The organism is Shimwellia pseudoproteus (genome assembly GCF_016415625.1).
Taxonomy (GTDB): Bacteria; Pseudomonadota; Gammaproteobacteria; order Enterobacterales; family Enterobacteriaceae; genus Shimwellia; species Shimwellia pseudoproteus.
The window spans coordinates 40,160-63,308 of sequence record NZ_WBXP01000014.1; the positions used below are offsets into that span (position 1 = coordinate 40,160).

Annotated in this window: 21 protein-coding genes and 1 pseudogene; 20 read left to right on the plus strand and 2 right to left on the minus strand. The window is 60.3% G+C overall.

What is annotated here, in order from left to right; all coding sequences use genetic code 11:
* The first annotated feature begins 72 nt into the window (after positions 1-72).
* From F9C28_RS08415 to hutG, 3 genes are read left to right on the plus strand one after another with little or no spacing between them, the layout of a single operon-like run.
* Positions 73-1,464, plus strand: coding sequence for a purine-cytosine permease family protein (locus tag F9C28_RS08415; RefSeq protein WP_199014784.1), 1,392 nt, complete (start codon positions 73-75; stop codon positions 1,462-1,464).
* Between the two features lie 17 nt (positions 1,465-1,481).
* Positions 1,482-2,699 carry an imidazolonepropionase gene (gene hutI / locus F9C28_RS08420; RefSeq protein ID WP_199014785.1) on the plus strand — a complete coding sequence of 406 codons (1,218 nt, stop codon included), beginning with the start codon at positions 1,482-1,484 and terminating at the stop codon, positions 2,697-2,699.
* Entirely contained in the window at positions 2,683-3,495 is an 813-nt protein-coding gene (hutG, locus tag F9C28_RS08425; protein WP_199014786.1) for an N-formylglutamate deformylase, read from the plus strand. The genes hutI and hutG overlap by 17 nt, the downstream gene beginning before the upstream one ends.
* Positions 3,496-3,514: 19 nt before the next feature.
* Here hutG and F9C28_RS08430 read toward each other — a convergent pair whose 3' ends face one another.
* Positions 3,515-4,222: an SDR family NAD(P)-dependent oxidoreductase gene (locus tag F9C28_RS08430; RefSeq protein ID WP_199014787.1), complete on the minus strand. Its 708-nt coding sequence runs from the start codon at positions 4,220-4,222 to the stop codon at positions 3,515-3,517.
* Between the two features lie 84 nt (positions 4,223-4,306).
* On the minus strand, positions 4,307-4,873 hold the full coding sequence (locus F9C28_RS08435) for a TetR/AcrR family transcriptional regulator (RefSeq protein WP_199014788.1): 567 nt from the start codon (positions 4,871-4,873) through the stop codon (positions 4,307-4,309).
* Between the two features lie 261 nt (positions 4,874-5,134).
* Here F9C28_RS08435 and F9C28_RS08440 point away from each other — a divergent pair, with 261 nt between their 5' ends.
* The 17 genes and pseudogenes from F9C28_RS08440 (at position 5,135) to F9C28_RS08520 (ending at position 23,147) form a co-directional block, all read left to right on the plus strand.
* Positions 5,135-6,130: an alpha/beta fold hydrolase gene (locus tag F9C28_RS08440; protein WP_199014789.1), complete on the plus strand. Its 996-nt coding sequence runs from the start codon at positions 5,135-5,137 to the stop codon at positions 6,128-6,130.
* 67 nt (positions 6,131-6,197) lie between these two features.
* Positions 6,198-6,938 (plus strand): response regulator, encoded by a 741-nt coding sequence (locus F9C28_RS08445; RefSeq protein WP_199014790.1) that lies wholly within the window; start codon positions 6,198-6,200, stop codon positions 6,936-6,938.
* Positions 6,935-8,263 carry an ATP-binding protein gene (locus tag F9C28_RS08450; RefSeq protein WP_199014791.1) on the plus strand — a complete coding sequence of 443 codons (1,329 nt, stop codon included), beginning with the start codon at positions 6,935-6,937 and terminating at the stop codon, positions 8,261-8,263. The genes F9C28_RS08445 and F9C28_RS08450 overlap by 4 nt, the downstream gene beginning before the upstream one ends.
* 117 nt (positions 8,264-8,380) lie before the next feature.
* Positions 8,381-9,571, plus strand: a complete 1,191-nt coding sequence (locus F9C28_RS08455) for a cytochrome c biogenesis protein/redoxin (RefSeq protein ID WP_199014792.1) — start codon at positions 8,381-8,383, stop codon at positions 9,569-9,571.
* A gap of 541 nt (positions 9,572-10,112) precedes the next feature.
* Complete coding sequence (locus tag F9C28_RS08460) at positions 10,113-10,868, plus strand: gluconate 2-dehydrogenase subunit 3 family protein (RefSeq protein ID WP_199014793.1); 756 nt, start codon at positions 10,113-10,115, stop codon at positions 10,866-10,868.
* A 2-nt stretch (positions 10,869-10,870) separates the two neighbouring features.
* Positions 10,871-12,655 carry a GMC family oxidoreductase gene (locus F9C28_RS08465; RefSeq protein ID WP_199014794.1) on the plus strand — a complete coding sequence of 595 codons (1,785 nt, stop codon included), beginning with the start codon at positions 10,871-10,873 and terminating at the stop codon, positions 12,653-12,655.
* Positions 12,656-12,668: 13 nt separating this feature from the next.
* Positions 12,669-14,009: a c-type cytochrome gene (locus tag F9C28_RS08470; RefSeq protein ID WP_233148992.1), complete on the plus strand. Its 1,341-nt coding sequence runs from the start codon at positions 12,669-12,671 to the stop codon at positions 14,007-14,009.
* A gap of 202 nt (positions 14,010-14,211) precedes the next feature.
* A complete protein-coding gene (ccmA, locus tag F9C28_RS08475; RefSeq protein WP_199014795.1) occupies positions 14,212-14,829 on the plus strand; it encodes a cytochrome c biogenesis heme-transporting ATPase CcmA in 618 nt (205 codons plus the stop codon).
* A complete protein-coding gene (ccmB, locus tag F9C28_RS08480; protein WP_199014796.1) occupies positions 14,826-15,488 on the plus strand; it encodes a heme exporter protein CcmB in 663 nt (220 codons plus the stop codon). Before ccmA ends, ccmB begins: the two co-directional genes overlap by 4 nt.
* A 60-nt stretch (positions 15,489-15,548) precedes the next feature.
* Positions 15,549-16,286: a heme ABC transporter permease gene (ccmC, locus tag F9C28_RS08485; RefSeq protein ID WP_199014797.1), complete on the plus strand. Its 738-nt coding sequence runs from the start codon at positions 15,549-15,551 to the stop codon at positions 16,284-16,286.
* Positions 16,283-16,519 (plus strand): heme exporter protein CcmD, encoded by a 237-nt coding sequence (gene ccmD / locus F9C28_RS08490; protein WP_199014798.1) that lies wholly within the window; start codon positions 16,283-16,285, stop codon positions 16,517-16,519. The genes ccmC and ccmD overlap by 4 nt, the downstream gene beginning before the upstream one ends.
* On the plus strand, positions 16,503-16,985 hold the full coding sequence (gene ccmE / locus F9C28_RS08495; RefSeq protein WP_199014799.1) for a cytochrome c maturation protein CcmE: 483 nt from the start codon (positions 16,503-16,505) through the stop codon (positions 16,983-16,985). The genes ccmD and ccmE overlap by 17 nt, the downstream gene beginning before the upstream one ends.
* Positions 16,982-18,931 (plus strand): heme lyase CcmF/NrfE family subunit, encoded by a 1,950-nt coding sequence (locus F9C28_RS08500; protein WP_199014800.1) that lies wholly within the window; start codon positions 16,982-16,984, stop codon positions 18,929-18,931. Before ccmE ends, F9C28_RS08500 begins: the two co-directional genes overlap by 4 nt.
* A complete protein-coding gene (locus F9C28_RS08505) occupies positions 18,928-19,485 on the plus strand; it encodes a DsbE family thiol:disulfide interchange protein (RefSeq protein ID WP_199014801.1) in 558 nt (185 codons plus the stop codon). Before F9C28_RS08500 ends, F9C28_RS08505 begins: the two co-directional genes overlap by 4 nt.
* Positions 19,482-19,937: a cytochrome c-type biogenesis protein gene (locus F9C28_RS08510; RefSeq protein WP_199014802.1), complete on the plus strand. Its 456-nt coding sequence runs from the start codon at positions 19,482-19,484 to the stop codon at positions 19,935-19,937. The genes F9C28_RS08505 and F9C28_RS08510 overlap by 4 nt, the downstream gene beginning before the upstream one ends.
* Complete coding sequence (ccmI, locus tag F9C28_RS08515) at positions 19,937-20,797, plus strand: c-type cytochrome biogenesis protein CcmI (protein ID WP_199014803.1); 861 nt, start codon at positions 19,937-19,939, stop codon at positions 20,795-20,797. Before F9C28_RS08510 ends, ccmI begins: the two co-directional genes overlap by 1 nt.
* 72 nt (positions 20,798-20,869) lie before the next feature.
* Positions 20,870-23,147 (plus strand): annotated as a pseudogene (locus tag F9C28_RS08520) (FdhF/YdeP family oxidoreductase).
* Positions 23,148-23,149 lie beyond the last annotated feature (2 nt).

Genomic DNA, 23,149 nt, shown 5'->3' on the forward strand with positions numbered 1-23,149 from the left:
GTATAAACCTCCCCCTATTTTCGGGCACCGGCGTGCGGTGTTGGCCGCGCGCACCGGTAGCGGAGCGCCACCATGAGCAACAACAGTTATATTGAAACCCGTTCTATTGACCCCATCCCCGACAGTGAACGTCACGGCAGTGCGTTCAGCCAGTTCACCCTGTGGCTGGGGGCAAATTTACAAATTACTGCCATTGTGACCGGCGCCCTGGCAATTGTGTTTGGCGGCGATGTGTTCTGGTCCCTGATTGGCCTGGCGATAGGCCAGATAGCCGGCGGTGTCGTTATGGCGCTGCACGCGGCCCAGGGCCCGCAATTGGGCATCCCCCAAATGATCAGCAGCCGGGTGCAGTTTGGGGTTTATGGCGCTTGCCTGCCTATTCTGCTGGTGTGCCTGATGTATCTGGGGTTTATCGCCACCGGGGCGGTACTGTCCGGCCAGGCGATATCCGCCCTGTGCGGGGTATCCGAAACCAGCGGTATTATGGTGTTCGCCCTCGCGACGCTGATAATCGCCTATGTGGGCTACCGCCTGATTCACCTGTTGGGGAAACTGGCAAGCCTGGTGGGCATTGTGGCCTTTGTCTATCTCTTCTGGAAAATCAGCACACTCCAGCCACTCAGTACCCTGATCACTTTCCAGCCATTCCGCTGGAGCAGCTTTTTGACCGCCGTCGGGCTATCCGCGTCCTGGCAAATCACCTTTGGCCCCTATGTGGCGGATTATTCCCGCTATTTACCGCGCAGCACCCCGTCGCGGCGAGTGTTCCTGGCGGTGGGCAGCGGCTCGGTGATTGGGGCGCAGATAGCCATGACAGTCGGGGTGCTGGCGGCGGCGATGTCACAGGGTAAGTTGGTAGGCCATGAGGTGGACTATATCGTTGGCCTGGGCGGCAGCGGTGCCGTGGCCACCTTGCTCTACCTGAGCATCGCGTTTGGCAAACTCACTATCAATACCCTGAATGCCTACGGCAGCCTGATGTGTCTGACCACGGTATACCGCTGCGGTAGTGGCGCAGTACAGATTAGCCGCCGGGTGCGCTTGCTGGTGCTGGCGGCCATCATTCTGGTCGCCACTGGTCTTGCTATCCTCGGGCAACATGCCTTCCTCGCGGCCTTTAAATCTTTTTTGCTGTTTTTACTGACCTTTTTCACCCCCTGGAGTGCGGTCAATCTGGTGGACTACTACGGTTTTAACCATCGGGACATTGATACCGCCGCCCTGAACGATCCCCGGGGGAAATACCGGGCCTGGAATGCTACCGGCCTCGGGGTTTACATCATGGGGGTGGTAATACAGACCCCGTTTATCGACAGTGGGTTCTACAGTGGCCCACTGGTGAAACTGCTGGGCGGGATTGATATTTCGTGGATTATCGGACTGGTGGTCCCGGCGGTGGTCTATTACGTGTTACGCAAACGTCAGGTCAGCGGCCGGGCGGATGACATGCTGGTTACTGATTAGCCGCCAGGAGGAGTGCTATGTACACGCGTTGGCATCATTGCCAGATAACCACCATGGCGGGAGGGCGTTATAACCTGATCCCGCACGGGGAGCTGCTTAGCGCAGGCCCGCAGATTGTCTGGGTGGGGGAGGCCGGTCACGCACCGGATCTGCCGGTATCCCGGCGGGTGGATTTACAGGGGCGGCTGGTCACCCCGGGCCTGGTGGATTGCCACACCCATGCGGTCTTCGGTGGCCATCGCGGGGCGGAGTTTGAACAGCGCTTGCAGGGGGCCAGCTACGCAGATATCGCCGCCGCAGGGGGCGGAATAGCGAGCACGGTGCGCGCCACCCGGGCCGCCAGCGAGCAACAACTGCTGGACTGCGCCCTCAAGCGGATTAATGCCCTGCGCCAGGAGGGGGTGGTCGCGCTGGAGATTAAGTCCGGCTATGGCCTCGATCTGGACAGCGAGCGCGCGATGTTGCGGGTTATCCGCCGTATCGCGGCCCTGTTGCCGTTAACCGTACGCAGTACCTGCCTGGCGGCCCATGCATTGCCCCCGGAATATCAGCAGCGGGCAGATGACTGGATCGACTATGTGTGCCGGCAGTTACTGCCGACCCTGCACCGGGAAGGGCTGGTGGATGCGGTGGACGCGTTCTGCGAGCACCTGGCGTTCTCCCCGGCCCAGGTGGCGCGGGTGTTTGATACCGCCCGGGAACTGGGGCTGCCGGTTAAGCTCCACGCGGAACAGCTTTCCCGGCAACACGGGGCAGCCCTGGCGGCCCGCTACCGCGCCCTGTCGGCAGACCATCTGGAATATCTCTGCGAGGAGGATATCGGCCTGATGGCCGCACAAGGGACAGTCGCGGTCCTGCTGCCTGGCGCCTATTACTTTTTGAAGGAAACACAACCGCCGCCACTGGATTTGCTGCGCCAGTACGGGGTACCGGTGGCCATCGCCACGGATATGAACCCAGGCACCTCGCCGGTGCTGTCGCTGCGGCTGATGATGAATATGGCCTGTACATTATTCGGTATGACCCCGGAAGAGGCGCTGGCGGGGGTGACCCTGTTTGCCGCCCGGGCCCTGGGGCTGGAGGAGCGTTATGGATCGCTGGAGGCGGGCAAAGAGGCCAGTTTCGTGGCCTGGGATATACAGCACCCGGCGGAGCTGAGCTACTGGCTGGGGGGGACATTATCGAAACAGGTTATTTATCAGGGTAAGGAGGTTTACCGTGACAGCACCCTTTGAGCTCCACCAGGGCACCATACCGCTGCTGGTGAGCATGCCCCATCCGGGGACGGCGCTCACCCCGGAAGTGGCCGCCGGGCTGAGCCCTCGCGCCCGGCGCCTTGAGGACACCGACTGGCATATCCCACAACTGTACCAGCAGATTGCCGGGCTGGGGGCCAGCACCCTGTGTGCCGGTTACTCCCGCTATGTGGTGGATCTTAACCGCCCGGCGGATGACACCCCGCTTTATGCCAGTGCCACCACCGGGCTGTTCAGCGATATCTTTTTCGACGGTGAACCGCTGTTTATCCCCGGAGGCCAGCCGGATCAGCACGCCAAAGATCAGATTCTGGCGAAAATCTGGCGGCCTTACCATCAGGCGCTGAATGATGAGCTGGCGCGGCTGCGCGCCCGGTTTGGTTATGTGCTGCTGTGGGATGCGCACTCGATAAAGTCCGTGGTACCCCGGCTGTTTGAGGGGCGCCTGCCGGATATGAACTTTGGCACTGCAGACGGCGCCAGCTGTGATCCTTCCCTCAGTGCGGCGTTGCTGGATATTTGTGCCAATCCGCCGCCAGGGGTACCTCACTACCGTTATGTGCTGAACGGGCGCTTTAAAGGGGGTTATATCACCCGGCATTATGGCGACCCCCAGCGGCATATTCATGCGGTACAGCTGGAGATGGCCCAGGCGATTTATATGGATGAGTGCAGTTTTGGCTGGCAAGCCGCGGCGGCAGGGCAGGTGCAGCAACTGCTCCATGCCCTGATTACGGCGGCGCTGGCCTGGGGGGAGCGCCGCTACCGGGGGTAATCGGCGCAGGGCCAAAGGATCAGGCGGTAAACCCGCCATCAATTTTTAGCCCGGCACCGTGGATATAATCCGGGGCGTGGAGCGCCAGCCAGGTGACAAAATCCGCCACCTCCTGCGCGCTGCCCAGCCGTTGCTGGGGGCTGGCATTGCGCAACCGTTCTGCCAGCTCACCGCTGCCGGGAGTCATGTCGGTGGCGATGGGGCCGGGCTGGACATCGTTAATCGTTATCCCGCGCGGGGCCAGATCCCAGGCCAGGCCGCGTACCATTCTGGCCACGGCGGCTTTGGTCATGCCGTAGACCGTAGAGCCTGGCCCGTGGGCGGCCTCACTGGCGATACTGCCCACGGTAATGATTTTTCCCCCGGCGGGCAGGTGGGCCAGCGCGGCCTGGACGGCGGCAAAGGGGCCGCGGACATTCACGGCGTACATACGATCGACATCCGCCAGTTTATAGCTGGCAATATCACCGGGGATCAGGATCCCGGCGTTATAGATCAGAATATCCAGCCCGCCCAGGGTGTTAGCCGCATGATCTACGGCAGCAGCCAGGGCCAGAGGGTCGGCGCTATCTGCCTGGATGGCCAGGCCACTGGCGTGCGTTGCCCGGGTGACCCAGGTGTAGGCTACCGCTGCGCCATCCTGGCTGAGGCGCTGTACGATAGCGGCGCCAATGCCCCGTGCGCCGCCGATGACCAGCGCTTTTTTACCTGTGGTGTTATTTTTCATTGCATTATCAGTTTCTGGATTGATTAGTCTAAATAAAGAGTAAAAAAATACCGGCGGACCGGTACCTTACTCAGCCTGGCGTAATCAGAGATTACGCAATGCGATTTGCAGCGTCTGGCGCAGCGCCTGCTCGCTGGCCCCGCCGCGGGCGGCCACTTTCAGCCCGCTTAGCAGCGTCATCAGGTAGCCGGCGGCGCTGTGTGGATCAAGCTGCGGGTCAAACTCCCCCCGTTGCTGGCCCTCGCGGATGCAGTGGGCCAGCCCTGTGGCCAGCCGCAACCCGCTCTGGTGAGTGGCCTGGGTGATGTCGCGATCGCTTATTCCAAACTCACATACCGCGTTGACCCCCATGCAGCCTTGATCCGCAGGCCGTTGCGTAAACGCCGCCAGCGCCTGCTCAAGCCCGGCCCGGGCGGTGCTTGCCTGTTCGAGATGCTGGAGGATGTCGCTCACGCTCTCCTGGCTGTAGTGGGACAGGGCGGCCAAATACAGCTGGCGCTTATCACCGAAAGTGTCATACAAACTCTGGCGGCTTATTCCCATGGCATTCAACAGCATAGCCGTGGATGTGCCGGCAAAACCGTGGGCGGCAAATACCGCAATGGCACGCTTTAATGCCTGGTGAAGATCAAATGCTTTATGTCGTGCCATACTCTGAATCTATCTAATTCCAGACTGAACAGTCAATAATAATGATGGCCGTATTGTAAGGGTTTATGGCCGGGGTGGCCATTGCAGTGTTATCACGGGGCGCGCGGAACGCGGCGGATGGGTCTGTTGTGCGGCAGTGAGGGGGGAACACCGGCGGGCAGATACAGTGCCATACAATTCTCCCGGTCAGGCAACACATTCTGGATACATCCGGCGGTTGATATGACCACACAACCACTTCTTACATCCGGAGAGACTGTTATGAACAATATCACCTTATCATCCCTGGTCGCCATCCTCGCGGCAGCCACCGTTTCTGCGTGCCAGGCTGAAACCACCGCACCGCAAACGGCCTTTGACAACGTTAACCAGATCAACGCCGGTGAGCTGAATATTGGCTATGTGGACCTCGGGCCGAAGGACGGCCAGCCGGTTATTCTGCTGCACGGCTGGCCCTATGATATTCACAGTTATCAACACGTGGCCCCGGCGCTGGCAAAACAAGGGTTTCGGGTGATAGTTCCCTATAATCGCGGTTTTGGTACCACCCGATTTTTGCAGGCCAGCACGCCGAGAAATGGCGAGCCCGTCGCCATGGCCCATGACGTTGTGGCCCTGATGGATGCGCTGCATATCAAGCAGGCGGTGTTTGCCGGTTACGACTGGGGGGCCCGCAGTGCGGATATCGTCGCCGCCCTGTGGCCCGGGCGCGTGAAAGCCCTGGTATCGGTCAGCGGTTATCTTATCAGCAGCCAGGCTATCGGCGAGAAGCCGCTACCGCCCCAGGCCGAATTGCAGTGGTGGTATCAGTTCTACTTTGCCACTGAGCGCGGCAAACAGGGGTACAGCAAAAATACCCACGATTTTGCGCGGCTGATCTGGCAGCAAGCCTCCCCGGGCTGGAAATTCAGCGACGCCACCTTCAACGCCAGTGCCGCATCGCTGGACAACCCGGACCATGTGGCCATTACCCTGAATAACTATCGCTGGCGGCTGGGGCTGGAAAAAGGCGAGGCCAAATACGCCGCCGACGAGCAGAAACTGGCGACACTGCCCGCGATTAGTGTGCCGACCATTACCATTGAAGGGGATAATAACGGCGCCCCGCATCCGGCCCCGCAGACCTACGCCGGCAAATTTACCGGCAAATACCAGCACGTGACCTTTACCGGCAATATTGGCCACAACCCGCCCCAGGAAGATCCCGTGGCCTTTACCAACGCGGTGGTGGCCGCGAATAAGCTCGGAGAGGGCTAGCCCGCTAACTGACCGGGGCTGTGCTATGTTGAAAAACACCGTTACCTTTCACTTGCCGGGATAAATCATGGATCAACGCGACTACATATTGGTGGTGGATGACGATAGCGACATCCGTGAGCTGGTGGTGGATTACCTGGTCACGTCTGGCTACCGGGCCGGGGGGGCCGCCAACGGCAAGGCGATGTACCGGATGCTGGAGCATCACCATGTGGATCTGGTGGTACTGGATGTGATGATGCCCGGGGATGACGGGCTGACACTGTGCCGCCAGCTACGCAGCGGCCCTTATAAAGACCTGCCGGTATTGATGCTGACCGCCCGCAGTGACGATATGGACCGTATCCTCGGGCTGGAGATGGGGGCCGATGATTACCTGGTCAAACCCTTTGTGGCCCGGGAACTGCTGGCGCGCATCAAAGCTATCCTCCGGCGGCTGCGCAGCCTGCCCCCCAATCTGCAAATCAGCGAGGCGGCGCGTATTATCGCGTTTGGTGACTGGCAACTGGATACTACTGCCCGCCACCTGGTGGACCCGGCGGGGGTGATCACTGCCCTGAGCGGTGCGGAATACCGGCTGCTACGGGTCTTTGTGGATAATCCCCGGCGGGTGCTCACCCGGGACCAATTGCTCAACCTGACCCAGGGGCGGGACGCCGAATTGTTTGAGCGATCTATCGACCTGCTGGTCAGCCGGGTACGCCAGCGCCTGAATGATGACGCCCGCACCCCGGCGTACATCAAGACCGTGCGCAGCGAAGGCTATGTCTTTGCCATGCCGGTGGTGATTGCCGCAGGGCGGGAATGACCCTCTGGCCCGGGAGCCTGCTGGCCAGGCTAATGCTTATCATCCTGCCGGGGTTACTGCTGGCTAACGGGCTGAGCCTTAGCCTGGTGCTGGCAGAGCGGATGGCGAGCGCCCGCACGGTAATGCTCAACACCCTCGGGCAGGACGTGGCCACCAGTGTGGCAATCCTCGACCGGTTACCGGCAGTGGAGCGCCCGGCCTGGCTGGCGCGGCTTAACCGGGGTAACTACCGCTATGTGCTGGGGGCGGGGCAGCCAGGCCCGGCACCGGTGGATGCCCGTTCCCGGGCGGCTATCGGGGCACTGCAACAGGCGCTGGATGGTCACTATTCCCCGACATTTAGCGCTGTTCCCGGTAACATCCCCCATTTTCAGCTTCATTTGCGCCTGGGGGATGGCGCGCCGCTCACTCTGGATGTCACCCCCCATATGGCGCCGGTTGCGGGCTGGCTGCCGGTGGTGTTGCTTATCCAGCTAGTGTTGCTGGTGATTTGCGCCTGGCTGGCGGTCCGCCATGTGGTGCGGCCCATTGCCCGTTTTACCCGGGCGGCAGAGTCTATTGATCCCGCCACCGACAGTGAACCAATGCCGGAGCAGGGGCCGGTGGAGGTGCGCCAGGCGGCGAGGGCCTTTAACAGTATGCAGTCCCGCATCCAGCGCCACCTGAAAGAGCGCGCCCATATCCTGGCCGCGATATCCCATGATTTACAGACCCCAATCACCCGGATGAAGCTGCGGGTGGAAATGGCGGCCCAACCCGCCTTGCGCGATAAGCTTAACCAGGATCTCGACAATATGACCCGCCTGGTGCGGGAGGGGATCGCCTATGCCCGCACCCGGGACGTTCCCCCCGAGCCGTTTCATCCCCTCGCGCTGCCTGGGTTTCTCGACAGTCTGGTGTGTGATTATGTAGATACCGGTAAACACGTCACTTTTGTCACCTCTCCGGTGGCTGTTGTGGTTTCCACCCGCCCCCAGGCCTTGCGGCGGATCATGACGAATCTGGTGGATAATGCGCTTAAGTTCGCCAGTCAGGCAGAGGTTATTCTCGATAGCGCAGACCCTGCCCGGGTGATCATTACTATTGCGGATAATGGGCCGGGGATCCCGGAAAGCGAGCTGGAGGCGGTATTTCAGCCCTTTTACCGGCTGGAGTCCTCCCGTAATCGCGCCACCGGCGGCACTGGGCTGGGGCTGGCCATTGCCCGGCAACTGGCTCAGCAACTGGGGGGCGAGCTGGTGCTCAGTAACGCCCCGGACGGGGGGCTACGCGCCCGTCTGGCGCTCCCCCGCAACGTATCACACTGTATCGGGCGCCCGCCGTGATACACCGCCAGACAAAAACCCCCCTCAGACAACACAATACCGATACCTGGCCGGCATGTAATGGCGGGACCAACAGCGGGCACTGGGTTCCGCTGTGCAACCGCCACGAGGTGTCTTATGTTTGCTGTTATCGCTTTTCTGGGGGGGATGGTAAGCCTGCTCAGCCCCTGCACATTGCCGGTGATTCCCCTGTTATTTGCCAGTTTTCGCGGCAGTAAGCGCCATATTCTGTTATTGCTGCTGGGAATGGTGGTGATGTTCACCGCCCTGTCACTGTTATTGACCGTCTCCAGCGCCTGGATTACCCCCGCGACCCGTATCGGGCGCTGGCTGGCGCTGGCGATGCTGGCGGTTGCGGCGCTGGGGTTAATCTCGCCGACTATTGCTCAGCGCCTGGCGGCCCCCGCCGTGTGGCTGGGAAACTACCTGAATCTCCGCAGTATGCGGGGCGGCGGTGATATTGCCGCGTTACTGTCCGGCCTGGCGGTGGAGTTGCTCTGGTCCCCTTGTGCCGGGCCGATCCTTGGCGCCATTCTCGGGACGGCACTGGCCGGAGGCAGCCCGCTGGCCACCGGGGTATTGCTGCTGGCCTATGGCGGTGGCTGTGCGCTGATGCTGGCACTGCTGGGGGTATCTGGCCAGCGGCTGGTGGCCCGTTTGCGGGGCCACCAGCCGCTGTTAGGGATGGTGCGGCGGGGCGGTGGGGGGGTGATGTTAATCGCCGTGCTGGTCAGTACCGGGGGAGGTAATCATCTGTACCCCCAGCTCTCCGGCCTGGCCGAACGGCTGGAAAAGCAGCTGATTGACTGGCGTGATGCGCCCGGGGGAAGAGTCCGGCTCCAGCCGGTGGCTGCCGCCCAGCCCACCAGTGCGATGCCTGAGCTGGACGGCGGCGGTGACTGGATCAACAGCCCCCCGCTGACCGCCGCCGCCCTGAAGGGCCACGTGGTGCTGGTGGATTTCTGGACCTATGACTGCATCAATTGCCAGCATACGCTGCCCCACGTGCGGGAACTGTACCGTAAATACCAGCCCCGGGGGCTGGTGGTGATTGGGGTGCATACCCCGGAATACCCCTGGGAGAAAAACCTGCCTTCCGTGCAGGATGCCGTCAGAAAATGGGGCATCCGTTACCCGGTGGTCACTGATAACCAGTACCGGATTTGGCAGGCCTTCGGTAACCGCTACTGGCCGGCGCAGTATTATTTCGACAGCCGCGGCCAGCTGCGTTATGCCGCCTTTGGTGAAGGTAATTATGAGAAACAGGAGCAGGTCGTTCAGCAGTTGCTGAAAGAAGCTCACGCATAATCGCTCTTTTTGCTATCTCTTTGGCGGTGTGCCGTACGTACCGCCAAAGCCAGCGAACATCAGTATTGGCGGGGTAATGTAGGGAATATCTGGCGATAATGTTAAAAATTTTTATCGAAGAAGGCAACAAATGTACTGGTAAGCGACCCGGCTGAACAGTATATAATTAGCGATGGTTACCGGTAACAATCTGGTGTTTCACAGAAGAATGGTTCCCGCAGGATCGCCATTTTTCACAATGCTAATTGAATGAATGAACTACTCTTTTTGTTAATACTCACCTGTAGAATAATCACCTGGCTGACAAACGAAAATCGCACTTTTTTGCTGATAACTGACGGCGTAATATCGCGATATTCGTTTATTTAGTACTACAATTACTCCGGTGATTATTAACTAACAATTAACGATCCATGTTACCTGGCTGGCAATACGCTGGTCATGATATGGCATAACAATAATTAGCTGTCGTTGTTTGTTTTCTGTTCGTTACGAGGTTCCTGGTGTTATAGCAACAACAATTTCTGGATGGGAATGTACTATGTCGAAAGAAAGAAATAACAGTTCCAGGCGTGATTTTCTTGTAAAATCAATGGGATTAATCCCCGCCGTTGTGGTGACCGGTGGCAATATTGGTGCGCTGAGTTTTGCCGGGTCCGCCGCTGCCGCCAGTGATACCCCGAAAACTGCAGCCTCTGGGGCGTCAGCCGGGGATGGTAAAGCGTGGCAGCCGGTATTTTTCAATACTGAAGAATGGGCGTTTGTGAAGGCGGCCGTGGCCCGCTTGATCCCCGCCGACGACCGCGGCCCAGGTGCGCTGGAAGCCGGTGTCCCTGAGTTTATTGATAAGCAGATGAACACCCCTTATGCCACTGGCGCTATCTGGTATATGCAGGGGCCGTTTAACCCGGATGTCCCGAAAGAAATGGGCTATCAGCTGCCTCTGGTCCCTAAGCAGATCTACAATCTCGGGATTGCGGACGCCAACGCCTGGTGCAAGCAGCAACACGGTAAAGTGTTCGCCGATCTGACCCCGGAACAGCAAGATGCGACCCTGAGCGCGTTTGAAGCCGGTTCCGCACAGTTCCCGCAAGTGCCCGCCAGTCTGTTTTTCTCCTACCTGTTACAAAACACCCGTGAAGGCTTCTTCAGTGACCCGATCCACGGCGGTAACAAAGGCATGGTGGGCTGGACGTTGATTAATTTCCCGGGGGCGCGGGCCGATTTCATGGACTGGGTAGAACGCGGCGAGCGCTATCCCTTCCCGCCAGTATCAATTAATGGGGTAAGGGCATAAGCATGGCAACTGTACTGAAAAAAACCGATGCGGTAATCGTCGGCTTTGGTTGGGTCGGGGCCATTATGGCCAAGGAACTGACTGAAGCGGGCCTGAATGTGGTCGCCCTTGAACGCGGCCCAATGCGCGACACCTGGCCGGATGGCGCATATCCCCAGGTGATTGATGAGCTAACGTATAACATCCGCCGTAAGCTGTTCCAGGATCTCTCCAAAAGCACGGTAACCATCCGCCACGACAGCAACCAGACGGCGGTGCCTTACCGCCAGCTGGCGGCGTTCCTGCCGGGGACCGGGGTGGGCGGTGCGGGCCTGCACTGGTCCGGGGTCCATTTCCGCGCCGATCCGATTGAACTGCGGATGCGCAGCCATTACGAAGAGCGCTACGGGAAACACTTTATTCCTGACGATATGATAATCCAGGACTTTGGGGTGACCTACGACGAGCTGGAACCGTTTTACGACAAAGCGGAAAAAGTTTTTGGCACCTCCGGCACCGCCTGGACCATTAAAGGCCAGAAAGTGGGGGAAGGGAAAGGCGGCAACTTCTTTGCGCCGGATCGCTCCGCGGATTTCCCGCTACCGGCCCAGAAAAACACCTGGTCTGCCCAGCTGTTTGAGAAAGCCGCAAAATCGATTGGCTATCACCCTTATAACTTACCGTCTGCCAACACGTCAGACTCGTACACTAACCCCTATGGCGCCCAGATGGGGCCGTGTAACTTCTGCGGTTTCTGCAGCGGTTATGCCTGCTATATGTACTCCAAAGCGTCCCCTAACGTTAACATTTTGCCCGCATTGCGCCGTGAGAAAGGCTTTGAGCTGCGCACCAATGCGAATGTGCTGAAGGTGAACCTGACGGACGACAAACAGCGCGCCACCGGGGTGACCTACGTGGATGGCCAGGGGCGTGAGGTTGAACAGCCCGCGGACCTGGTCATTATTGGCGCCTTCCAGTTCCATAACGTCCACCTGATGCTGCTGTCCGGCATCGGTAAGCCCTATAACCCGGAAACCGGGGAAGGGGTCGTGGGCCGCAACTTCGCCTACCAGAACATGACCACCGTGAAGGCTATCTTTGATAAAGACACCTTCACCAATCCGTTTATCGGGGCCGGTGGTAACGGGGTGGGCGTGGATGATTTCAACGCCGATAACTTTGACCACGGCCCGCTGGGGTTTGTGGGCGGCTCGCCGTTCTGGGTTAACCAGGCGGGCACCAAGCCTATCTCCGGCCTGCCGGTTCCGCCGGGCACCCCGGCCTGGGGCAGCAAATGGAAGGCGGCGGTGGCGGATACCTACACCCACCACTTGTCGATGGATGCCCACGGGGCGCACCAGTCTTATCGCCAGAACTACCTGGATCTGGACCCGAACTACAAAAACGTCTTCGGCCAGCCGCTGCTGCGGATGACGTTTGACTGGCAGGAAAATGACATCAAAATGGCGCAGTTTATGTACTCGAAGCTGCGACCCATTGCCGAGGCCATGAACCCGAAATATATTCTCGGCAGCCCGAAAAACGCCAATAGCCATTTCGACACCACCAGCTACCAGACCACCCATATGAACGGCGGTGCGGTAATGGGGGATGATCCGAAAACCAGCGCCGTAAACCGTTATTTGCAAAGCTGGGACGTGCACAACGTGTTTGTTATTGGGGCCTCTGCCTTCCCGCAGGGACTGGGCTATAACCCGACAGGTACCGTGGCCGCACTGGCCTACTGGTCTGCGAAAGCGATCCGCGAGCAGTACCTGAAGAACCCGGGCCCACTGGTGCAGGCATAAAGGAAGGCAGATCATGAAAAAACGACTTTTCTCCGCCCTGGCCCTGGGGATGCTCAGTATGGCGAGCTGGGCCCAGGATACCCAAAATAACAGTGACTTGATCAAACGCGGCGAGTATCTGGCCCGGGCCGGTGACTGCGTGGCGTGCCACACCAACGGCAGCAAAGGCCAGCCTTTTGCGGGCGGCCTGGCAATGGCGACCCCGATAGGCACTATCTACTCCACCAACATTACCCCGGACAAGCAGCACGGTATTGGTAACTATACCTTTGAAGAGTTCGATGCTGCGGTACGTCGCGGGGTGCGTAAAGATGGCTCCACCCTCTACCCGGCGATGCCGTTTCCCTCTTTTGCCCGGGTAACCGAGCCGGATATGCGCGCCATGTATGCCTATTTTATGCAAGGCGTGCAGCCCGTTGCTGAGGCGAACAAAGATACCGATATCCCGTGGCCGCTCTCTATGCGCTGGCCGCTGGCAATCTGGCGCGGGCTGTTTGCCCCAGATCCCAAGGACTTTGTGATTAACAGCAACGCCGATCCCGTGCTGGAGCGTGGCCGTTACCTGGTAGAAGGGTTAGGGCACTGCGGGGCATGCCATACGCCGCGCAGTATCACCATGCAGGAAAAAGCCCTCAGCGAGCAGGACGGGGATGATTACTTGTCCGGCAGCAACGCACCGATTGACGGCTGGGTTGCGTCCAGCCTGCGCGGTGAAAATCGCGACGGTCTGGGGACCTGGAATGAGGCGGAACTGGCCGAATTCCTGAAAACCGGTCGTAACGATAAAAGCGTGGTGTTCGGCGGTATGAGCGATGTGGTCGAACACAGTCTGCAATACCTGTCCGATGACGACATCACGGCCATTGCCCGTTATCTGAAGTCCCTGCCGCCGAAAGGGGGCAAACAATCCCCGGCACCGCAGGCGGACGATACAGCCCAACAGCTGTGGAAAGGGAATGACAGTAAAACCGGCGCTGCGCTGTATGTGGATAACTGTGCCGCGTGCCACCGCACGGATGGCGTCGGTTATAAACGCGCCTTCCCGTCCCTGAAAGGTAACCCGGTGGTGCAGACCGATGACCCCACCTCGCTTATCCATATTATCCTCACCGGTAACACTACCCCGGCAGTCCAGGGGGCGGTCTCTAACCTGACCATGCCATCCTTTGGCTGGCGGCTGAGCGATCAGCAAGTGGCGGATGTGGCAAACTTTGTCCGCACCAGCTGGGGCAATAAAGCCCCGGCGGTGACCGCAGGGGATGTGGCGAAAGTCCGTAAGGACCGGAGCATGATAGCCGATGAAAAAGCCATGGGCAGCCCGGATGTGTCAAAACTGCCGGGGGCGGCGGAATAGACGGTAACGTCATGACCGACAGCCCAGCAGGGAAGCATCAACCGGGAGACACCCCGGCGGGCAGGATGCCCATATAATAAATAACCTGGCTGGCGAAGCCTGCCGGCCAGGCATTAATCAGCGGGGGGTCTCCCGCACATTGGCGCACACAACATGGATATGGCAATGTTTTTAATCTGCGTCCCGGGGTGCAGGGGGACTGATGCTCCGGGCCCATGAACTTCGCTGTCTGTATGACGACCGGCTGCTCTTTAGCAACCTGTCCCTGGTGATCAACGCCGGGGAACTGGTGCAAATCAGCGGCGCGAACGGCAGCGGCAAAACCAGTTTACTGCGCATTCTGAGCGGGTTATCCCGCCCGGAAAGTGGCCAGGTGTACTGGCAAGAGCAGCCGCTAGCGGCGGTGCGCGACAGTTTTCAGCGCCAGGTGCTGTGGCTGGGCCACAAACCCGGGGTGAAAGCGGCCCTGACGGCGGATGAAAATCTGCACTTTTTCTATCCCCGCTCCCGGCTGGCCGATCGTGAACAGGCGCTGGCCGCCATCGGGCTGGCCGGATACGAAGATCAGCCGCTTGATCAGCTGTCTGCGGGCCAGCAGCGCCGCGTGGCCCTGGCCCGGCTGTGGCTGAGCGATGCCCGGCTCTGGATGCTGGATGAACCCTTCACCGCCCTGGATAGCACGGGGATAGAAACCCTGACCAGCCTGCTGGAGCAGCACGTGCTGGGCGGTGGCAGTGTCTTGATGACCACCCACCAGCCGCTGCGCGTACTGACCTGCCCGCTGCGCGCTATTGCCCTCAACAGTGAGGAATGCCTGTGAGCCGCGCTATTTTTTACCGCGAACTGCTGCTGATGTGGCGACGCGGGGCGGAGATCCTCAACCCGCTGTGGTTTTTCCTGATCGTGATTTCGTTGTTCCCCTTCGCTATTGGCCCCAGCCCACAACTGCTGTCCCTGATTGCCCCCGGGGTGGTCTGGGTGGCGGCGTTGCTGGCGGCGCTGCTGGTGATGGATCGCCTGTTCCGGGAGGACTGGCAGGATGGCTCCCTGGAGCAGTTGCTCCTGTTGCCGGTCCCGCTGGTGTGGGTGGTTATCATCAAAGTTGCCGCCCACTGGCTGGTGACTGGCCTGCCGCTGTTGATTATCTCCCCCCTGGCGGCGCTGTTGCTGGGGATCAATACCCACAGCGCGCTGGTGCTGGCACTGACCCTGTTACTGGGCACCCCGTGTCTGAGCTTTCTTGGCTCTGTGGGGGTGGGGCTTACCGTGGGGCTAAAGCGCGGCGGTGTGTTATTGAGTTTGCTGGTATTACCGCTGGCAATACCGCTGTTAATTTTTGCCACCGCAGCCAGTGATGCCGCGGCATCCGGGCTGCCGGTGGACGGCTATCTGGCCATTTTGGGGGCATTTTTGCTGGCGAGTGCCACGCTGTGTCCGTTTGCGACGGCGGCAGCATTGCGCTTATCTGCCCAGTCGTGAGGTGTTTTCTGCCGGGCCGTCAGCGGTGCGGCAGTTATCAAGAGGTCGAGTGAGCTGCGTATGTGGAAAGCGTTACATCAACTGGCCATCCCTGAGCGGTTATACCGCCTGAGTGGCAGATGGCTCCCCTGGCTGGGGGGGCTAAGTGTGCTATTACTGGCGGTGGGTCTGGTATGGGGGTTTGTCTATGCCCCGGCAGATTACCAGCAGGGACAAAGCTATCGCATTATGTACCTGCACGTGCCCGCCGCCATGTGGTCGATGGGGATCTACGCCGCCATGGCGATAGCTGCCTTTATTGGCCTGGTGTGGCAGATGAAAATGGCCACCCTGGCGGTGTCCGCCATGGCGCCGGTGGGTATGGTATATACCTTTATTGCCCTGATTACCGGGTCGGCCTGGGGAAAACCCATGTGGGGAACCTGGTGGATCTGGGATGCCCGGCTCACGTCGGAGCTGGTGCTGCTGTTTTTATATGCCGGGATCATTGCCTTGTATAACGCCATTGATGACCGGCGCCGGGCGGGGACCGCGGCCAGCATTCTGGTGCTGGTGGGGGTGGTAAACCTGCCGATTATTCACTTCTCAGTGGTGTGGTGGAACACCCTGCATCAGGGCTCGACCAATATGCAGCAGACCATTGATCCGACCATGCGGATGCCGCTGCGCCTCTGTATTCTCGCGTTTCTCAGCCTGTTTGCCACCCTGACCCTGATGCGGCTGCGTAATCTGATCCTCGTGATGGAGCGCCGTCGCCCCTGGGTGCAGGGGCTGGCCCATAAAGGAGGCGCACAATGACACCGGCGTTTCAATCCTTCAGCGCGTTCTGGGCCATGGGCGGTTACGCCTTTTATGTCTGGCTGTCAGTGGGTATGACACTGCTGGCGCTGCTGGCCTTAGTGATTCACACCCGCTGGCAGCGGCGGGCTATTTTGGCGGATGTGCGCCGCCATCAGGCCCGGGAGCGGCGTATCCGTGCGGCCCGGGAACAACAACACACCCCAGGGGGGCACCATGCTCGCACGCCGTAAAATTCGCCTGTGGATCGCACTGGGAGTACTGGCAGGTCTCGGGGGGGCTGTCGGGCTGGTAATGTATGCGCTGAGCGCCAACATTGACCTGTTCTACACCCCGGGTGAGATAACCTATGGCAAAAACGAAACCCAGCAGAAGCCGGGCATCGGGCAGAGTTTGCGGGTGGGGGGCTATGTACAGCCAGGCAGCGTGAAGCGCGATGAGCACAGCCTACTGGTCACCTTCAAGCTCTACGATAGCCGCTCGGTGGTCAGCGTCAGTTTCCAGGGCATTCTGCCGGATCTGTTCCGCGAGGGGCAGGGGGTGGTGGCCCAGGGGGTACTTGATGGGCCAGGCCATATCACCGCCCGCCAGGTGCTGGCGAAGCATGACGAAAAATACACGCCGCCGGAAATCAAAGCGGCGATGACATCACCGGGCCGCCCCGCGTCGTCCCCGGTAACGGAGGATAACCAGGGATGATGCCGGAACTGGGAAATTATTTGCTCTGCCTCGGCATGGCGGTGGCGCTACTGTTGGCTGTGTACCCGCTGTGGGGCGCCTGGCGCGGGCAGCCGCGGTTGATGGCGCTGGCCCGGCCATTGGCTATCACGCTGTTTATCGCCATTCTGATGGCGTTTGTCATTCTGGCCCACGCCTTTGTGGTGAATGACTTTACGGTGCGCTACGTGGTGGATAACTCCAACAGCGCGCTGCCGGTGTGGTACCGGATTGCCGCCACCTGGGGCTCCCATGAGGGGTCACTGCTGTTATGGGTGCTGTTGATGAGCGGCTGGACAGCGGCCGTGGCGCTGTTTACCCGCCAGATGCCCCTCGATGCCGTGGCCAGGGTGTTGGCGGTGATGGGGATCATCAACGCCGCCTTCCTGCTGCTGATTGTCTGTACCTCTAATCCGTTCATCCGCACCCTGCCGGACTATCCGGTTGACGGCCACGATCTTAACCCGCTGTTGCAGGATATCGGCATGATTTTCCACCCGCCTATCCTGTATATGGGCTATGTGGGATTTTCGGTCGCCTTTGCTTTTGCCATCGCCTCGCTGCTGGCCGGCAGGCTGGATACTGCCTGGGCGCGCTGGTCCCGGCCCTGGACCCAGGCCGCCTGGCTGTTCCTGACCCTGGGCATCGTGCTGGGCTCTGCCTGGGCGTATTACGTGCTGGGCTGGGGGGGCTGGTGGTTCTGGGACCCGGTCGAAAATGCGTCGCTGATGCCGTGGCTGGCGGGCACCGCCCTGATGCACTCACTGGCGGTGACCGAGAAGCGCGGCAGTTTCCGGGCCTGGACGTCACTGCTGGCTATCATTGCGTTCTCCCTGTGCCTACTGGGCACCTTCCTGGTGCGATCCGGGGTGCTGGTTTCGGTTCATGCGTTTGCCTCTGATCCTACCCGGGGCATGTTTATCCTCGCCCTGCTGGTGCTTACCATTGGCGGTTCGCTGCTGCTGTATGCCGTGCGCGGTGGCGTGGTGCGTGCCAGGGTGGCGCACCAGCTCTGGTCCCGGGAGAGTATGCTACTGGGCAACAATATTCTGCTGGTGGCGGCGATGCTGGTGGTGCTGTTGGGCACCTTGCTGCCGCTGATCCACAAGGAGATGGGGCTGGGCAGTATCTCCGTTGGTGAGCCGTTCTTTAACACCATGTTCACCGCGCTGATGGTGCCTTTTGCGCTGTTGCTGGGGATCGGGCCGCTGGTACGCTGGCGGCGGGACGATCTCTCCCGCCAGCTGAAACGGCTGGCGGCCGCCCTGGTGATAAGCCTGGTGCTGGCGCTGGTGCTGCCCTGGTGGCTGGGGGATAGGATCGCGGCGATGACCGCCATCGGGTTGATGATGGCCCTGTGGGTGCTGGTGCTGGTGCTGGTGGATATTTATGAGAATGCCACCCAGCGCCGGGGCTTCTGGCGGGGGCTGTTACGGCTGAGCCGCAGCCAGTGGGGGATGGCGCTGGGCCATGTGGGTGTAGCGGTCACCGTGATTGGCATTGCCTTCAGTACCCAGTACAGCGTGGAGCGCGATGTCCGCATGAAGGCCGGCGATACCCTTGATATCCTGCAATATCACTTTGAGTTTCGCGGTGTTCAGGACATTGTTGGCCCCAACTGGAGCGGGGGCATGGGGGTATTCGCGGTAAGCCGTGACGGTAAGCCAGAGGCGATGCTCTATGCCGAAAAACGGTTCTACAGCGCCAGCCAGATGATGATGACCCAGGCCGCCATTGACGGCGGATTTACCCGGGATCTGTATGCCGCCCTCGGCGAGGAGCTGGATGGCGGCAGCTGGGCGGTGCGCCTGTATTACAAGCCGTTTGTTCGCTGGATCTGGTATGGCGGCATGTTGATGGCCCTCGGCGGGTTGTGCTGCATGCTTGACCCGCGTTACCGGCAGCGTAAACGCCAGGAGGCCAGATGAACCGCAAGTTACTGTTTATTCCGCTGGTGCTGTTCCTGGCCCTGGCGCTGGCCCTGATGTGGCAACTGCTGAAAAACGCCGGGGGCGATGACCCGACCAGCCTTGAGTCGGCGCTGATCGGTAAGCCGTTGCCGGCCTTCCATCTGACCCCGCTGACGGGGCCGGAAAGCGAAATCCAGCGCGACGCGCTGATCACCGGTAAGCCGCTGCTGCTCAATGTGTGGGCCACCTGGTGCCCCACCTGCCACGAGGAGCACCGCTTTCTCAACCTGTTAGCGGCCCAGGGGGTGAGTATTGTCGGCATCAATTACAAAGATGACCGCCAGAAGGCGGTGAACTGGTTAAAAGATTACGGTAACCCTTATCAGCTTAATCTTTATGACGGCAGCGGCATGCTGGGGCTGGATCTGGGGGTATATGGCGCCCCGGAAACTTTTTTGATTGATGGCCAGGGGATTATTCGCTGGCGCCACGCCGGGGCGCTGGATGCCCGGGTCTGGCAACAGCAGTTACAGCCGCTGTGGGAGAAATACCGCGCGGGGGCAGGCGCATGAAACGACTGATACTGACACTGTGCGGCTTACTGCTGGCCTGGCAGGCCCTGGCGGTGATTGATACCTGGCAGTTCCGCACCCCGGCCGAGGAGCAAACCTTCCGCGAGATCACCTCGCAATTACGGTGCCCAAAATGCCAGAACAACAGCATTGCGGATTCGGACGCGATGATCGCTGCCGATATGCGGGCCAAGGTGTACCAGTTGTTGCAGCAGGGGAAGAGTAAGCAACAAATCATTGATTATATGGTGGCGCGCTACGGCAATTTCGTCAGCTACAACCCGCCGTTAACCCCGGGCACCCTGGCGCTGTGGGCGGTGCCGCTGTTGTTTATTTTCGCGGGCATCGGGGCGGTTATTATCACCGCCAGACGGCGGGCGCAAACCCAGCTCACCCTGGACGATGCCGAACGCCAGCGGCTGGCAGAACTTCTCAGTAAAGGAAAAGAGTGATGAGCCCTGTGATTATTGTCGCGGTACTGTTGTTGCTGGTGGTGCTGGCGGTGCTGTTTATCCCGTGGTCAACCAACAGCGCTACCGATAGGGATACCCTGAATCAGCGCTTCTACCGCTCCCGGCTGGACGAGCTGGCCCGGGAAGGTCATGGCCCTGATGATGCGCTGGTGGTCGAGCTGCAACGCACGCTGCTGGACGACATTCCCCGGGGGGAAAAACGCGCTCTGGCGCAGGCGGCGGCCCCGGCGATGAGCCGTTGGGTGCTGTTGCCCGGCGCTCTGGTGGTGGTACTGGTCAGCGGCGGGTTGTACTGGCACTCTGCGAATGTTGAGCAACTGCTACAGTGGCAGCACGCGCGCGCGCAGTATCCGCAACTGCTCAAACAGGTGATGGACCCTCAGGCAGCGCCGCTGCGCGAGGATCAACTGGCCAGCCTGGCCCTCGGCCTGCGCAGCCGGTTACAGGATGATCGGCAGAATATCGCGCAGTGGCGCTTGCTGGGGCGGATTGGGGTGACCCTGAATGACAACGCTATCATCCTCGGGGCCTTTAGCCAGGCCTGGCAACTGGCGCCCAAAGATAGCCAAGTCACCGTAGATTATGCCGGTGCGCTGGTCCGCTCCGGCGAACAGGGCAACATCCGCAAAGGGGAGTTACTGCTGCGCGATGTGCTGGCGCAAGATGCCAACAATGTGCAGGCACTGGATTTGCTGGCGTTCAGTGACTACCTCCAGCAGCGTTATGATCAGGCGGCGCAACACTGGAAGCAGGCGCTGGCGCTGACCCCGGCGGATGATCCCCAACATGCGATTATTGCCGGTAATTTGCGCCAGGCCACACTGCGCAGCCAGCAGTAACGGTTCACTGAGTATTATCGCGTGCGACCCCCCGTACCGCGGGCCGTCGCGTGCCTGTTATTGGGAGTGGCCATGAAGCAAAAACAACGTGCAGTTGCCGGTGTGCGCCAGTATGGCGGCCCTGCCGGGGGATGGGGGGCGCTCAAAGCCACCGCTATTGCTATCCGTACCCAAATGGATACGCTGGATGCCCCGCCAACCTTACTGCGGGCTAATCAGCCAGATGGCTTCGACTGCCCGGGGTGTGCCTGGCCAGATAAAGACCATAAATCCACCTTTCAGTTCTGCGAGAACGGCGCCAAGGCGGTCAGCTGGGAGGCCACCAGCAAGCGCGTGACCCCGGCGTTTCTGGCGGAGAATACCGTCAGCAGCCTGCTGGCAACATCCGATTATGCGCTGGAGAATTATGGCCGCCTGACCCATCCGCTGGTGTACCACCGTGAGTCTGATACGTTCCGGCCGGTGGCGTGGGACACGGCGTTTGCCCGCATCGGTGAGGTGCTGCGCGGGTTAGCCCCGGAGCAGGTTGAGTTTTACACCTCTGGCCGGGCGTCTAATGAGGCGGCGTTCCTCTACCAGCTGTTTGCCCGGGAGCTGGGCAGCAACAACTTCCCGGACTGCTCTAATATGTGCCACGAGCCCACCAGTGTCGGGCTGCCGCAATCTATCGGGATCGGTAAGGGCACGGTATCCCTCAGCGATTTCGACCATACCGAGCTGATTATCTCCATTGGTCATAATCCCGGCACCAACCACCCGCGGATGATGGGAACCCTGCATGACGCGGCCCGCCGCGGGGTGCCGATTATTGTGTTTAACCCACTGCGCGAGCGTTCCCTGGAGCGGTTTGCCGATCCGCAAGATCTGCTGGAGATGGCCACCTACCGTTCCACCCCCATTGCGTCCACCTATTTTCAGGTCAAAGCCGGTGGCGATGCCGCGGCGCTGAAAGGGATAGCTAAAGCGTTACTGGCCCTTGATGCCCGCCAGCCGGTGCTTGATCATGAATTTATCCGCGACCATACCGCCAACTTTGCCCCCTTTGTTGCCGATATTAGCGCCACCCAATGGGATGAGATTGAACAGGAGTCCGGCCTGGCCCGCGAAGAGCTGGAGCGGGTTGCCCGGGCGTATGCGGAATCCAGCGCGACCATCATCACCTATGGGATGGGGATAACCCAGCACAATACCGGCACCGCCAACGTGCGCCTGATTGCCGATCTTCTGCTGCTGAAAGGCAATATCGGCAAGCCCGGGGCCGGGATCTGCCCGCTGCGCGGCCATTCGAATGTGCAGGGGAACCGGACTGTCGGCATCAGCGAGAAACCCAGCCCGGCTTTCCTGGCGAGCATTGAACGGGTGTTTGGGTTTACGCCGCCGTCCCGGCACGGCCACGATGCGCTGCAAGCCATGCAGGCGATGATTCGCGGCGAGTCGAAAGCACTGTTGTGCCTGGGGGGGGAATTTTGCCGTGGCGCTGCCGGACCACCAGCGCGGTTTTCCGGCTATGGGCCAGCTCGATCTCAGTGTGCATGTGGCCACCAAACTGAACCGTTCCCATCTGCTGGTGGCAAAAGAAACCTATATCCTCCCCTGCCTGGGGCGAACGGAGCTGGATGAGCAGCAAACTGGCCGCCAGTGTATTACCGTGGAGGATTCGATGTCGATGGTGCATGCCTCTTCCGGGCGGCTGAAACCGGCGTCGCCACTGCTGCGCGCTGAACCAGCCATCGTGGCGGGGATTGCCAGCGCGACCCTGCCGGACTCCCGTGTTGACTGGCACGCTCTGGTGGCGGATTACGATCGTATCCGCGATCTGATTGAACAAACAATCCCCGGTTTTGAACACTACAACCAGCGCATTCGCCAGCCGGGGGGCTTCCGTATGCCGCTGGCCGCCACCGAACGCCAGTGGCTGACCCCGACCGGCAAAGCGACATTTTCGGTCTTTCGCGGTGTGCGTGAGGATGTCACCTTCGACGATTGTCAGGTACTGCGGCTGGTGACCCTGCGCAGCCATGATCAGTACAACACCACGATCTACGCGCTGGATGACCGCTATCGCGGGGTGTTTGGCCGCCGGGATGTGCTGTTTATGAATGCCGGGGACATGGCGCGGCTGGGGGTTGAACACGGCGATGTGGTGGATATTGTCTCCGCCATGCCGGGCCATGATGGGGTTCTGGCAAATATCACCGTGGTGGCATTTAACATTGCCCCGGGGGCGGTGGGGGCCTATTACCCGGAAGCCAATGTGCTGATCCCGCTGGATTATTCAGATAAACAGAGCGGTACCCCGTCTTACAAATCCGCCCCGGTGCGTATTCGGCACCGCCCGCAGGGGGAATAGTT